This is a genomic window from Pseudomonas sp. EL_65y_Pfl1_R83, assembly GCF_963970695.1.
GTDB classification, from domain to species: domain Bacteria; phylum Pseudomonadota; class Gammaproteobacteria; order Pseudomonadales; family Pseudomonadaceae; genus Aquipseudomonas; species Aquipseudomonas tritici.
In genome coordinates this window covers 148,721-162,160 of the sequence record NZ_CAXAQI010000004.1, presented here as the reverse complement: position 1 = coordinate 162,160, position 13,440 = coordinate 148,721, and the positions used below count along the sequence as shown (strand labels likewise).

Sequence of the window (13,440 nt, the reverse complement as noted above, 5' to 3'; positions counted from 1 at the left end):
AAACGCAGGCCGTACACCGATGTCGATATCAGACCAATCCCTGCCGCTTTCAGGCTGTTTTCAGTGAAGTCAGGCCGCGTAAGGTGACCCATCATTAAGAAATGATGATCGCCTGACCCTTCAGTCAGTACGCCCTGACGTCGATCACCGAGAACAACAAAAACAATGAATAGCCTGAATTCCAACGATTCGAACGGCCAGTTGGCGCAGGGCTTCAAGCCGCGTCATGTCACCATGCTTTCCATTGCGGGCATTATCGGCGCGGGGTTGTTCGTCGGTTCCGGACACGCGATCGCCGCGGCTGGGCCGGCGGTGCTGCTGGCCTATCTGTTCTCCGGCACGCTGGTGGTGCTGGTTATGCGCATGTTGGGGGAGATGGCGGTGGCCAACCCCGATACGGGGTCATTCTCGACCTATGCCGACCAGGCCATCGGCCGCTGGGCCGGGTTCACCATCGGTTGGTTGTACTGGTGGTTCTGGGTGCTGGTGATCCCCATCGAAGCCCTGGCCGCCGGGCATATTCTCAACCAGTGGTTCCCACAGATCGACGCTTGGCTGTTTGCCTTGCTGTCGATCTTTTTGTTGGTGGTCACCAATCTGTTCAGCGTGTCCAAGTACGGTGAGTTCGAGTTCTGGTTCGCCATGGCCAAGGTAATTGCGATCATCGGCTTCATCGGTCTGGGCTTCGCGGTTTTGATGGGCTGGATTCCCGAGCGGGAGGCCAGTGGGTTGAGCCGGTTGATGGAGGAACATGGCGGTTTCGCGCCCAACGGGCTGTCGGCAGTGGTCGGGGCTTTCATCACGATCATGTTCAGTTTCATCGGTACCGAAGCGGTTACCATCGCGGCGGCCGAATCCAGTAACCCGGCGCAGAACATCGCCCGGGCCACGCGCTCGGTGATGTGGCGCATCGGCGTGTTCTATCTGTTGTCGATTTTCGTGGTGATTTCCGTGGTGCCATGGAATGACCCGCTGTTGGCGTCTGTAGGGTCGTATCAACGGGCACTGGAGCTGATGAACATTCCCCACGCCAAACTGCTGGTTGATGGGGTGGTGTTGATCGCCGTGGCCAGTTGTATGAATTCCTCCATCTACATCGCCTCGCGCATGCTGTTTTCCCTGGGCAAGCGGGGCGACGCACCCCAGCTGATGAGGAAGACCTCGGCGGCGAGCGTGCCAAGGGCGGCGGTGATCGCCAGCACGATCCTGGGCGCGGGAGTGACCCTGTTCAGCTACTTCGCGCCGGCCGGGCTGTTCCACTTCCTGCTGGCCAGTTCGGGCGCCATCGCCTTGCTGGTGTACCTGGTGATCGCCATTTCCCAGTTGCGCATGCGCAAGATCCTACGACAGCGCAACGTCACGCTGACCTTCCAGATGTGGCTGTTTCCGTGGCTGACCTGGTTGGTCATTGCGTTCATCTGTACCGCATTGACGGTGATGTTGGTGACCCCCGAGCACCGTTCTGAAGTGTCCTCGACAATCGGCCTGGCCTTGATAATTTCCCTGATTGGCTTGCTCACCGCGCGGCAGCCTGAACGCGCGCAAAAAACAGTGGCCGCAGCTTCGCAGCCATGAGTGCCCGTCCTGTCAGCAGCATCGTTTTCGTTCTGCTGGACCAGTTCACCTTGATGTCACTGGCGGCTGCAGTCGAGCCCTTGCGCATGGCCAATCAGTTGTCCGGCCAGGAGCTTTACAAGTGGCATACCGCGAGCCCGGACGGCAACCCTGTGTGGGCCAGTGACGGCGTGCCCATCACGCCTGACGGTTCGATAGTCAGCGTGCCGCCCGCCGACATTGTGATTGTCTGTGGCGGCATCGGCATCCAGGGCACCGTGACTGGCGAACTGGTCAAGTGGTTGCGCAGCCAGGCGCGTTACGCCAAGCGATTGGGCGGTATTTGTACCGGTAGCTTTGTGTTGGCGCGGGCCGGCTTGTTGGATGGCTATGAATGCAGCGTGCATTGGGAGTGGTTGGCCGCCATGCAGGAGGCCTTCCCACGGGTGACTGTCAGTTCCAGCCTGTTCAGCCTCGACCGGGACCGTCTCACCAGCTCGGGCGGTACCGCGCCCTTGGACATGATGCTGCACTTGATCGGTCGGGATCACGGGCATGAGCTGTCGGCGGCCATTTCCGACATGTTTGTGTACGAGCGGATCCGCAACGAGCAGGACCATCAGCGCGTGCCCCTCAAGCATATGCTGGGCACCCAGCAACCCAAGTTGCAGGAACTCGTGGCATTGATGGAGGCGAATCTGGAGGAACCGATCAACTTGGACGAGCTGGCCGCGTATGTCGCGTTGTCGCGTCGCCAACTTGAGCGCATGTTCCAGAAGTACCTGCACTGTTCGCCTTCGCGCTATTACCTCAGGCTGCGGCTGATCCGTGCGCGGCAGTTGCTCAAGCAGACACCCATTTCAATCGTGGAATTGGCCGTGCTTTGTGGCTTTGTGTCCACGCCGCACTTCTCCAAGTGCTACCGCGAATACTTCGGCGTACCGCCCAGCGATGAGCGTTCAGTCACGGACAGCGAGCGATCCGTCGCGCTCAAGCCGGTGCTGCACGCGTTGCCTTCGCCTGCGCCCATGAACGTGTTGGAGCAGGCGCGGGGCGAGGCCACGTTTGCCAGCGTGAAAAACCTGAAGTCCTGAATTCAGCGCATATGCAGGATGATCGGGCTGCTGCTCGCCGGGTCGGTATGCCCGCGCAGCTTGCCCACCGCCTTCGCGTCCACCGTGCCACCCTGATTACCCCAGGTTCCGCGCACGTAGCTCAGAACTTCAGCGATTTCCTGGTCGGACAATTGCTCACGAAACGCAGGCATGCGGTAGGCGTCCGGTACACCGGCCGCGACTACGCGTTGCGAGCCGTTGAGGGTGATGTTGATCGCGGAGGCGCTTTCCTTGGCCTGTGCCGAAGTGGCGCCGGCCAGCGGGGGCATCCACTCGGGCTGGCCCTTGCCGTCCAGGCCATGGCACGAGGCGCAACGGGTCGCGTAAGTGCGGGCGCCGGGGACGTCCTGGTTCGTGGTCACCGCCTGATACTGCCAGGGCGTGCCGTCGCGCTGCGGGTCGCCAGGCAGCGACTTGAGATAGCGAGCGATAGCGGCCAAATCGTCGTCCTGCATGAACTGCGTGGAATTGTTAAAGGCTTCGGTCATAGAGCCGTAGACCACCGCATGCGCGTTACGCCCGGTCTTGAGGAACTGCACGATCTGCGGCTCGCTCCAGCGCCCTAGCCCAGTATTGGGGTCCTGGCGCAGGCTCGGTGCGTACCAGCCGTCGAGCAGGGCGCCGGCGAGGAACGGCTTGCCGGATTCATCCAGCGCTTTTTCGTTAAAGGCCAGGCCGCGTGGTGTGTGGCAGCTGCCGCAGTGGCCGGGGCCTTGAACGATATAGGCGCCGCGGTTCCACAGTGCGTCCTGGTCTGGCTTGGCTGCATAGGTGGCAGTGGGGGCGAACACGCCATTCCACAGCGCGATCGGCCAGCGCATATTCAGCGGCCAGGGAATATCGCTGGGGATATTCGGTTGGTTGGCCGGCTGTATGCCCTGCATGAAGAACGCGTACAGCGCTTTTATATCGTCATCGCTGAGTTTTACGTAGGACGGGTAGGGCATGGCCGGGTACAGCCGTCGCCCACCCGGCGCCACGCCATGGCGCACTGCGCGGTCGAAGTCAGCCAGGCTGTAAGTGCCGATCCCGGTGTTTTTGTCCGGCGTGATGTTGGTGGCGTGAATCGCCCCCAACGGCGTGGCCATTTCCAGCCCCCCGGCGAACGGTGCCTTGCCTGCCAAACTGTGGCAGGCCACGCAATCGCTGAGGCGGGCGACATACTCGCCACGGCTGACCAAGGCGGGTTCGAAGCTGGCACCCGCCTGTTCCTGTTCGAACGCAGTAGCAGGTTCACGGGTGACATACCAGGCCAGCAGGCCTGCGGCAGCCAGGCAGGGCAGCGCCAGCCAGCCTGCGGTTCTTGCGAATCGACGGTTGTTCATGGGCGTTTCCTGAGGGTCAGCTGAAAGTGTGTCGGCTCAAGGGCAGGCTGCGCACGCGCTGGCCCGTCAACTGCGCCACCGCATTGGCCACGGCCGGTGCCACGGCGGGCAACGGCGGTTCGCCGATACCGCCCATTTTTTCGCCACTCTCGACCACCCGTACATGCACCCGCGCCATCTGTGCGGGCGCCAGGATCGGGTACAGGTCGTAGTTGCGCGCCCGTGGTTTTCCATCCACGTACACCGCTTCTTCCAGCAAGGTCTGGGACAAGCCCAACGCCACGGCACCATTGACCTGCGCCTCGACAATCGCCGGGTTGACGATGCTGCCCGGGTCGATGGCCTGCCAGATATCGTGCACCTTGACCTTTCCATTCTCGATGGACACTTCGGCGATCGCTGCCGTGTGGGAGCCGAACGGTGAGGCCATGGCCACGCCGCGAGCGCGTCGGGTACCGTCCTCGGCGGTGAAGGGGCCACGCTTCCAGCCACCGGACAATTCACCCGCCGCTTGCAGCAACGTGGTCAGCCGTGGGTTGTCGCGCAGCAGATGCAGGCGCAGCTCATAGGGATCATGTCCGCCTTTGTCCGCCAGTTCGTCGAGAAACGACTCATAGAAGAAGTCGTTGAGCGAGTTGCCCACCGAACGCCAGTAGCCGAGCATGGGCGCGCCTTTGACGTAGATCTGCGCGATGCGTTTGTTGGGAATGGTGTAGGACTTGCCCGACAACCCTTCGAGGGCCGTGGGGTCGATTTTATCGCCCTGCTTGCCGGCCAGCGCTTCGGCCGGGCCTTCGGTCGCGCTGACCGCTTCGATGGCCACCGGGAAGCCTTTGTCATCCAGCGCGGCGCGGAACTTGACCACGGCCAGCGGGCGCAGCACGTCGCGCAGGAATTCTTCTTCACGGCTCCAGATCAGCTTGATCGGACGCCCCACGGCCTTGGCCAGCGCAATGGCCTGGGGGAAGGGATTGGCGGAGTCATACAGAAAGTGCCGCCCAAAAAAGCCGCCCAGCAGTGGCGAGTGCAGGGTGATTTTGTCGAGGTCGAGGCCGGTGCGCTTGGCGATGTCGGCGCGGAACATGTCAGGCGCCTGGTTAGGCAGCCAGATCTCCAGGGTGCCATCGGGGTTGAAGCGTGCGAGTGCCGACGGCGGCTCCAGTTGGGCGTGGTTGAGGTATTGGTTGTGATACGTCGCTTCGATTTTGGTCTTGGCGCCTGACAGGGCGGCGGCCACGTCACCTTCGTTTTCGTCGTCATGGGCCGGGCCTTGCTGGGCAGCGAGGAAGTCGCGGTGCTTGTCGCTGGAGAAGTCTGCCGGCATGACGCGCAGTGTCGAGTCGGCAGCCGCTTCTTGCCAGTCGACCTGGACCGCTTCAACCGCACGCTTGGCGTGCCACCAACGTTCAGCCACCACCGCCACTGCGCCGGGCAGCGCGTGCACCGAATGCACGCCTTTCATGGCTTCCACTTGCGACTGGTTACGCACACTGCCCACGGTCATGCCCAGGCGTGGCGCATGCTGGACCGCCGCGTGAAGCATGTTGTCGACTTTCAGGTCGATGCTGTATTGCGCCTTGCCGGTGGATTTGTCGTAGGCATCCAGGCGTTTGACCGGCTTGCCGATCCAGCGGAACTGGCTTGGGTCGCGCAGCGTGACGCTGGCCGGGTCGGGCACTGGCATGTCCAGAGCGCGACTGGCCAATTCGCCGTAGCCCAACGAACGGCCGGAAGCCGTATGTACCACCCGGCCAGGCTGGGTGGTCAGTTCCGCAACCGGTACACCCAACTGCGCGGCACCGGCTTGCAGCAGCATCGCGCGGGCGAGGGCGCCCAGGCGGCGCATGGTCGGGTAGCTCATGCGCACCGACATGCTGCCGCCGGTGATGCGCAGGCCGTTGTCCATCACCACATACGCTTCGCCGGGTGGCGCGGCTTCGACGATGAACCTGGCGGGGTCGGCATCCAGCTCTTCGCCGACAATCTGCGCCATGGCGGTGTGGGTGCCTTGTCCGCCTTCCATGAACGGACTGAGCAGGCGCACCGTGCCGTCCGGGCGAATTTCAAGAAACGCTGGCACCTGAGTGCCCCGTTCTGCGGCGTTGGCCGTGGCCGCCTGCACCCTCGACGAGCCAAGCGGCAGGCCGAAACCGATCACCAGCGCGCCCACCGCCGTGCTCGCCAAGAAGCGGCGGCGCGACAGGTTTACCGGTGCCTCGAGCAGTTCATTGAGGATGCTCATCAGACGCTCTCCTGCTTGGCCAGTGCGTCGACCGCCGCATGGATGGCGTTATAGGTGCCGCAACGGCACAGGTTGATCATTGCCGCATCAATCTGCGCTTTACTAGGGGCGGGACTGTGTTTGAGCAGCGCAGTCGCGGCCATTACCTGCCCGGACTGGCAATACCCGCATTGCGCCACCTGATGCTCGACCCAAGTCGCGACCACGCGCTTGCCCACCTCATCGTCTTCAATCGCTTCGATGGTGGTGATTTCACGCCCGACCACTCCGGCCACTGGCGTGACACACGAGCGCACCACATTACCGTCCACCAGCACCGAACAGGCCCCGCACTGGGCCAGGCCGCAGCCGTATTTGGTGCCGGTCAGGCCCAGGTCGTCGCGGATCACCCACAGCAGGGGCGTGTCAGCGTCGGCTTCGACCTGATAGGTTTTCTGGTTGATTCGTAATTCCATGGCTCACCTGCTGATCATCGGTGTATGCGGCCATTTTTAGTATGAGGTTGCGGCGGCCGCTTATTGTCGAACTCTAGACCACGGTGCAAGGGCTATCTATCCGAAATCCGAGAAGTCGGAGGATCAGGCAAGTATTCAAGAGGATTGAGCTAGCGTGCCTGATCCCATTCTTGACGTACCGCACTGCGAATCCCGTCCAGCAACATTGCAAATGCCGGGTTGTCGTTGTTCTCGCGCCAGATCAAATGCAGCTCACTCTGCGCCCCTTCACCCAAGTCGATATCGCGGAACACCACGTTCTTGAACACCACACTGCTGGCGCAACGTGGCACCAATGCCAGGCCCATGCCCGCATTGACCAGCGCCAGGATGGTCAGGGATGACCCCAGCCACTGCACAAACTCCGGCGCCACGCGCGCTGAGCGCAGCAGGCCGGTGAGCAGTTCGTTGAACGGCGGGTAGGCCGAGTGGGCGTACATCAGGAAGGGCTGGGCGTCCAAGTCGTGCACGCTGACCGTCTCGGCATTGGCCAGCCGATGGCTGCTGGGAACTGCCAGCACGAAGGGCTCGCGCACCAGGCACTCGGTGGCGTAGCCCGGCTCCAGCAGCGGCGCGCGGACGATCCCCAGGTCGATCCGGCGGGCGCGCAGCGCTTCATATTGCTGGTAGGTGTTCATCTCTGACAGGTCGATCTTCACCTGGGGCTGCCGGAGCCGCGCCTCGGCGATCACGCGTGGCAAAAACTCGTACACCGCGCTGCCGACGAAGCTGATATTGACCGTGCCGATATCGCCCTCTGCGAAACGACGCGCCGTCACCGCCGCTTGCTGGGCGCGCTCCAGCAAGTTCTGCGCCTCGATAAAAAATGCGCGGCCGGCAGCGGTGAGGGCAACGCTGCGGGTGGTGCGGGCAAACAGTTCGACCCCCAAGTGATGTTCCAGCAATTGGATCTGTCGGCTGAGCGGCGGCTGGGTCATGTTCAGCCGTTCGGCCGCCCGCCTAAAATTCAGCTCAGTGGCCACAGTGGTGAAGCAACGCAGTTGAGTGAGCTCGAACATTGATCTAATCCAGGTATCAATCGGATGCCAAGTTAGATTAGACGGGATCAATGCCCGGCGTCCATGATCAACGCGTCCCTAAAAAAACAATGATTGGGAGTTGCCCTTGGACACTGTTCAGAATCCGCCAGATCCGACCGTGCTCGCCCGTGCGGCCACCAAGGTCAAGCGTCATGTACTGCCATTATTTGTGGTGATGTTCATCGTCAACTACATCGACCGGGTCAACATCGGCTTTGTGCGCAGCCATTTGGAGATCGACCTGGGCATTGGCGCGGCCGCCTACGGCCTCGGTGCCGGTTTGTTCTTCATTGGCTACGCGATCTTTGAAGTACCGTCCAACCTGCTCCTGCAGCGCTACGGCGCAAGGGCCTGGCTGACGCGCATCATGTTCACCTGGGGCGCGGCCGCGATGGCCATGGCCTTCGTCAAAGGTGAAACCAGTTTTTATATCTTGCGCTTTGTCCTCGGCGCCGCCGAGGCGGGGTTTTTCCCCGGTGTCATCTACTACTTCACCCAGTGGCTGCCAGCCTCCGAGCGTGGCAAGGCGATGGCGATTTTCCTCAGCGGCTCTGCGATTGCCTCGGTGATCTCAGGCCCGGTGTCGGGGGCCTTGCTGCACATCAATGGGTTTAGCCTGCATGGCTGGCAGTGGATGTTTCTGATCGAAGGGTTTGCCTCGATCGTGCTCTGTGGCTTTGTATGGTTCTGGTTGCAGTCCCGTCCCGATCAGGCGACGTGGCTCAGCGCAGAGGAAAAACACGCGTTGGTGAGTGCCATCGAGGCGGAACAGCTAGCGCGTGAAGCCGTCCGGACTGTCCGGCCCTCAATGTTCAAGCTCCTCGCCGACAGACAGATCGCGCTGTTTTGCTTTATTTACTTTTCCATCGCCCTGACCATCTATGGCGCCACCTTCTGGCTGCCCAGCATGATCAAGAAAATGGGCAACCTGGGCGACTTCCAGGTGGGCTTGTTCAATTCGATTCCCTGGTTGATTTCCATCGTCGCCATGTACGGTTTCGCCGCCCTCGCCAGCAAATGGAAACATCAGCAGGCATGGGTTGCGCTGATGCTGGTGATCGCCGCGTTCGGTATGTTCATGTCTACCACCGGCGGGCCGGTGTTTGCCTTTGTCGCCATCTGTTTTGCCGCGATTGGCTTCAAGGCCGCCTCTGCCTTGTTCTGGCCAATTCCCCAGGGGTATCTGGATGCCCGGATCGCCGCGGCGGTGATTGCCTTGATCAATTCGGTCGGCAACCTGGGAGGCTTTGTCGCCCCCACCACCTTTGGTTTGCTGGAACAGACCACCGGCTCCATCGAAGGCGGGTTGTATGGCCTGGCCGCTACCTCCCTGGCGGCGGCGGTGGTGGTGTTTTTTGCGCGCACCGCACCACGGGGCACCGTGCCCCCCACACCGACTACACATCAGCACGCCTCGCGTCCAGGCCCACAGGGAGCAGCCTCTTGAAAATCGTCCGCGTTACCGTCACGCCCATCGCCTTTCGCGACCCCCCGCTGCTTAACGCCAGCGGTATCCACGAAGCCTTCGCACTGCGCTCGATCATCGAGGTCGAGAGCGACACCGGCTACATCGGCCTTGGCGAAAGCTACGGCGATGCCCCGGCGCTGGCGATCCAGCAACAGGTGCAGCCGCAACTGATCGGCCTCGATCCCTTCAACCTGAACGGGCTGCGTGCGATCGTCCAGGCCACGGTGGCCGCGCACAGGCCCGTGAGCCTCAGCGGCGCAGAACTGGCGCCGGGCTCTCACGCCAGCAAGGCCGTGAGCAATGCCTATTCGGCGTTCGAAGTGGCCTTGCTCGATCTGCAGGCCCACGCCTTGAATGTGCCACTGGTGGATTTGCTCGGTGGGGCTATCCGCGACCGGATTCCGTTCAGTGCGTACTTGTTTTTCAAGTACGCCGAACACATCGACTCGCCCTACAAGCCTGACAGCTGGGGCGAAGCGCTCAACGAACAGCAGATCGTTGCCCAGGCCCGGCGGATGATCGAAGCCTACGGCTTCAAAAGCATCAAGCTCAAGGCCGGCGCGCTGGAACCGGAACATGAGGTGCGGTGCATCAAAGCGCTGAAAAAAGCCTTCCCCGGCGTGCCGCTGCGCATCGACCCGAATGGCAATTGGTCGCTGGAAACCTCGATTCGCATGGCTGAACTGCTGGGCGATGACCTGCAGTATTACGAAGACCCGACCCCGGGCCTGGAAGGCATGGCCGAGCTGCACAAACGCACCGGCTTGCCCCTGGCGACCAATATGGTGGTCACCGATTTTGACGAGTTCCGCCGCAGCGTTGCCCTGGACAGCGTGCAGATCGTCCTCGCTGACCATCATTACTGGGGCGGCCTGCGCGACACCCAGGTGTTGGCGAAGATGTGCCAGACCTTCGGCCTGGGCGTGTCGATGCATTCCAACTCACACCTGGGCATCAGCCTGATGGCGATGGCCCATGTGGCCGCGTCGGTGCCCAACCTTGATTACGCTTGCGACACCCATTACCCCTGGCAGGAGCCGGACGAGGAAGTCATCAAGGGCGGCAAGGTGCCGATTGTCGATGGCTGCGTGACGATCACCCGTGCCCCGGGGCTGGGCCTGGAACTTGACCATGACCAACTGGGCAAGCTGCATGAGCAGTACCTCAGTTGCGGCATTCGCCAGCGCGACGACGTAAAGCAGATGCAGCGTTACCAACCGGATTGGAAGACTGTGAAACCGCGTTTCTGAAGCTGGTCGCTTCGCTTTGCCCGGCAACACACATGTGTGTCGCCGGGCTTTTTTTCAGCCAAAATCTTCTTCGAAGTGTTCCTGTTCGCCCCGCGTATCACTTTGGCGACGCAGTACTTCCATCTGGCGCAGTTCCACCCGACGGATTTTCCCGGAAATGGTCTTGGGCAGTTCGGTCACGAATTCGATACGCCGCACCCGCTTGTAGGGCGCCAGATGTTCGCGGGCGAAGGCGAGAATATGCCGGGCCAGCTCGGCGCTGCCGGGGGCGTCATGGGCCAGGATCAGGAAGGCCTTGGGCACGGCCAGGCGCAATGGATCGGGGCTGGGCACCACGGCCACTTCCATCACTGCCGGGTGCTCGATCAGCGAGCTTTCCAGCTCGAATGGGCTGATGCGGTAGTCGGAGGCCTTGAACACATCGTCGGCGCGACCGACAAAGGTGATGTAGCCGTCGGCGTCGACCTGCGCGGTGTCACCGGTGCGGTAATAACCGTCACGCATGACTTCTGCAGTTTTTTCCGGGCTGTCTTCGTAGCACAGCATCAGGCCGAGCGGGCGCACGTCCAGGGGCAGGGCGACTTCGCCTTCATTGGCGGGGTTGCCATCCGGGTCGAGCAGGGCCACTTGATAGCCCGGCAGCGGGCGGCCCATGGAGCCTGGCTTGAGCAACTGCCCGGGCGTGTTGCCCACCAGTGCGGTGGTTTCCGATTGGCCGAAGCCATCACGCAGCGGCAACCCCCAGGCCTGCTGGATCTGCTCGATGATTTCCGGGTTCAGCGGCTCACCGGCGCCGACCAGTTCGCGCAGGTTCAGGCGCGATTTGTAGCTGGCCAGATCTTCCTGAATCAACATACGCCACACGGTGGGCGGCGCGCACAGGCTGGTCACGCCGTAGCGTTCCAATGCACTGAGCAAGGCCGGCGCGCTGAACCGCGCGACGTTATGGATAAAGATGCAGGCGCCGGCGTTCCACGGCGCAAACAGGCAGCTCCAAGCATGCTTGGCCCACCCCGGTGAGGAAATATTCAGGTGCAGGTCGCCCGGTTGCAGGCCGATCCAGTACATGGTCGACAGGTGCCCAACGGGATAGCTCTGGTGGCTGTGCAACACCATCTTCGGTTTTGATGTGGTGCCCGAGGTGAAATAGAGCAGCATCGGGTCGATGGCCAGGGTGCGGCCTTCGGCTTCAAACTGCTCGGGATATTCACAGGCGGCGCTGTGTGGGAACCAGCCGGCGGGCGCCGAACCCACGCAGATGCGGCTGCAGCCTTCAGCCAGCCCGGCGAATTTGCTCACATGCGCCTCGCCGACCACCAAGTGACGAACCTGCCCGCGCTCAATACGGTCACGCAGGTCGTCGGCATTCAGCAGGGCGGTGGCGGGGATGACCACTGCACCGAGCTTGAAGGCGGCGAGCATGGTTTCCCAAAGCGCCACATCATTGCCGAGCATCAGCAGTACGCGATCACCGCGCCCAACCCCGTGGGCGCGCAGGTGGTTGGCCACTTGGTTGGAGCGTGCGGCCAGTTGCTCGAAGCTGTAGCGCTGCTCGCTGCCGTCTTCCTCGACGATCCACAGCGCATTGGCCGCATTGCCCTTCGCCATGGCGTCGAAATAGTCCAGGGCCCAGTTGAATTCGCCCAGTTGCGGCCAACGGAAATCCCGTACGGCGGTGGCGTAGTCGGTGCGGTGAGCGAGCAGAAAATCCCGAGCGGCCAGGAAGGGCTGGGTCATGGTGGCTGTCCTTAATTATTGTTGTGGGACTGGCCCTCGGCTGAACCGAGAGGCTGGACCGAGTATAGGCACGCATAAATCAGAGAAGAACGCCCAAAAATACCGGTGCGTTGTGCAAAAAAGTCATGCTCAGCCTTCCAACATGACGGTGCCTACGCGCAAGCGATGGCCGTCAATCAAACCTGAACCCACCTGACAGTTTTTCCTTAAGGAAGCCCACCAATGCCGTCACCGACTTGGGCACATGCGGTGAATACGGCCGGATCAGGTAGATCTCATCGGCAAACGCGCCCTTGAGCGTCCAGCCCTTGAGCACCTGTACCAGCTTGCCGCTGGCCAATGCGGCATGGGCGCTGAAGTCCGGGAGCAGGGCGATGCCCAGGTGGTTGAGGGCCGCATCGCGCAGGGCTTCGCTGTTGTTGGTGGCAAAGCTGCCGGCGATGGGCACGGTAAGGCGCTCGACGTTTTTGCTGCCGCGCTCAAAGGTCCACGCCGGCTGGTCGGTGCCGCGCGGGTAGAACAGGCAGTTGTGGGCTGACAGGTCGCCAGGCTCACGGGGTTCGCCGTGGCGTTGCAGGTAATCGCGGGTGGCGACCAACACCGAGCCGGTGTCGCACAGCTTCCACGCCACGTGGGTTTCCGGCACCTGGAAGCCGTGGCGCACGGCGAGGTCGTAGCCCTCGGCTGCCAGCGAGCTCAACGCATCCGACACATCCAACTGGATACGTACTTGCGCAAACTGCTGCAGGAATTCCGCCAGGTGTGGCACCAACTGCTGCCTGGCGAAGGCCACCGGCGCGGTCAAGCGCACCAAACCACGAATCTCGCCGGCAGAGTCGCGCACCGACGAGAAGCTGCGCGCGATCTGCTCATAGGCACTGCGGACCTCCCGGGTCAGCGACAGCCCGGCATCGGTGAGCCGTACGCTGCGCGTCGTTCGCGTGACCAACCGCGTACCGGTAGCTTTTTCCAGGTCCGAAATGCGCTGGCTGACGGCGGACTTACTCACCCCCAGGCGCGCGGCTGCGGCGGTGTAGGTGCCTTGTTCTTCCAGCACCGACAGCCAGTGAATGTGGGTCCACAGCCCTTCGATCTCAGACTTTTCCATGCGGGTATTGTTCGCTTGTATGGACAATAAGTTCTGGATTCTGCTCTGGTTTGGAACAAACCGAAAGCCTATCGTGTGTCCCAACGCTACCCACCTGGGATCTACTG

The 13,440-nt window shown here is 62.1% G+C and carries 10 protein-coding genes; 4 read left to right on the top strand and 6 right to left on the bottom strand.

Going from position 1 to position 13,440, the window contains the following annotated elements; all coding sequences use genetic code 11:
* Positions 1–165 precede the first annotated feature (165 nt).
* Both gabP and AACY08_RS07225 read left to right on the top strand, forming a co-directional pair.
* Positions 166–1,575 carry a GABA permease gene (gene gabP / locus AACY08_RS07230; protein ID WP_339468796.1) on the top strand — a complete coding sequence of 470 codons (1,410 nt, stop codon included), beginning with the start codon at positions 166–168 and terminating at the stop codon, positions 1,573–1,575.
* Positions 1,572–2,648, top strand: coding sequence for a GlxA family transcriptional regulator (locus AACY08_RS07225; protein WP_339468795.1), 1,077 nt, complete (start codon positions 1,572–1,574; stop codon positions 2,646–2,648). Before gabP ends, AACY08_RS07225 begins: the two co-directional genes overlap by 4 nt.
* A 2-nt stretch (positions 2,649–2,650) precedes the next feature.
* On the opposite strand, the gene AACY08_RS07220 is transcribed toward AACY08_RS07225, so the two are convergent.
* From AACY08_RS07220 to AACY08_RS07205, 4 genes are all read right to left on the bottom strand, one after another.
* Positions 2,651–3,994, bottom strand: a complete 1,344-nt coding sequence (locus tag AACY08_RS07220; RefSeq protein ID WP_339468794.1) for a c-type cytochrome — start codon at positions 3,992–3,994, stop codon at positions 2,651–2,653.
* Positions 3,995–4,010: 16 nt separating this feature from the next.
* Entirely contained in the window at positions 4,011–6,236 is a 2,226-nt protein-coding gene (locus AACY08_RS07215; protein WP_339468793.1) for a xanthine dehydrogenase family protein molybdopterin-binding subunit, read from the bottom strand.
* Positions 6,236–6,691 carry a (2Fe-2S)-binding protein gene (locus AACY08_RS07210; RefSeq protein WP_314569485.1) on the bottom strand — a complete coding sequence of 152 codons (456 nt, stop codon included), beginning with the start codon at positions 6,689–6,691 and terminating at the stop codon, positions 6,236–6,238. The genes AACY08_RS07215 and AACY08_RS07210 overlap by 1 nt, the downstream gene beginning before the upstream one ends.
* A gap of 149 nt (positions 6,692–6,840) precedes the next feature.
* Positions 6,841–7,749, bottom strand: a complete 909-nt coding sequence (locus tag AACY08_RS07205; protein ID WP_065876275.1) for a LysR family transcriptional regulator — start codon at positions 7,747–7,749, stop codon at positions 6,841–6,843.
* Between the two features lie 106 nt (positions 7,750–7,855).
* On the opposite strand from AACY08_RS07205, the gene AACY08_RS07200 reads away from it, so the two are divergent.
* Both AACY08_RS07200 and AACY08_RS07195 read left to right on the top strand, forming a co-directional pair.
* Positions 7,856–9,217, top strand: a complete 1,362-nt coding sequence (locus tag AACY08_RS07200; RefSeq protein WP_339468792.1) for an MFS transporter — start codon at positions 7,856–7,858, stop codon at positions 9,215–9,217.
* Positions 9,214–10,488, top strand: coding sequence for a glucarate dehydratase family protein (locus AACY08_RS07195; protein ID WP_339468791.1), 1,275 nt, complete (start codon positions 9,214–9,216; stop codon positions 10,486–10,488). The genes AACY08_RS07200 and AACY08_RS07195 overlap by 4 nt, the downstream gene beginning before the upstream one ends.
* 54 nt (positions 10,489–10,542) lie before the next feature.
* On the opposite strand, the gene AACY08_RS07190 is transcribed toward AACY08_RS07195, so the two are convergent.
* Together AACY08_RS07190 and AACY08_RS07185 are read right to left on the bottom strand one after the other, a co-directional pair.
* On the bottom strand, positions 10,543–12,225 hold the full coding sequence (locus AACY08_RS07190; RefSeq protein WP_339468790.1) for an AMP-binding protein: 1,683 nt from the start codon (positions 12,223–12,225) through the stop codon (positions 10,543–10,545).
* Between the two features lie 172 nt (positions 12,226–12,397).
* Entirely contained in the window at positions 12,398–13,333 is a 936-nt protein-coding gene (locus tag AACY08_RS07185) for a LysR family transcriptional regulator (RefSeq protein WP_339456103.1), read from the bottom strand.
* Between the last annotated feature and the right edge of the window lie 107 nt (positions 13,334–13,440).

Bases quoted from the DNA above. Each gene is read 5' to 3' on its own strand.
- gabP (WP_339468796.1), top strand. From the start codon at position 166: ATGAATAGCCTGAATTCCAACGATTCGAACGGCCAGTTGGCGCAGGGC.
- AACY08_RS07215 (WP_339468793.1), bottom strand. From the start codon at position 6,236: ATGAGCATCCTCAATGAACTGCTCGAGGCACCGGTAAACCTGTCGCGC.
- AACY08_RS07210 (WP_314569485.1), bottom strand. From the start codon at position 6,691: ATGGAATTACGAATCAACCAGAAAACCTATCAGGTCGAAGCCGACGCT.
- AACY08_RS07205 (WP_065876275.1), bottom strand. From the start codon at position 7,749: ATGTTCGAGCTCACTCAACTGCGTTGCTTCACCACTGTGGCCACTGAG.
- AACY08_RS07225 (WP_339468795.1), top strand. From the start codon at position 1,572: ATGAGTGCCCGTCCTGTCAGCAGCATCGTTTTCGTTCTGCTGGACCAG.
- AACY08_RS07220 (WP_339468794.1), bottom strand. From the start codon at position 3,994: ATGAACAACCGTCGATTCGCAAGAACCGCAGGCTGGCTGGCGCTGCCC.
- AACY08_RS07185 (WP_339456103.1), bottom strand. From the start codon at position 13,333: ATGGAAAAGTCTGAGATCGAAGGGCTGTGGACCCACATTCACTGGCTG.
- AACY08_RS07190 (WP_339468790.1), bottom strand. From the start codon at position 12,225: ATGACCCAGCCCTTCCTGGCCGCTCGGGATTTTCTGCTCGCTCACCGC.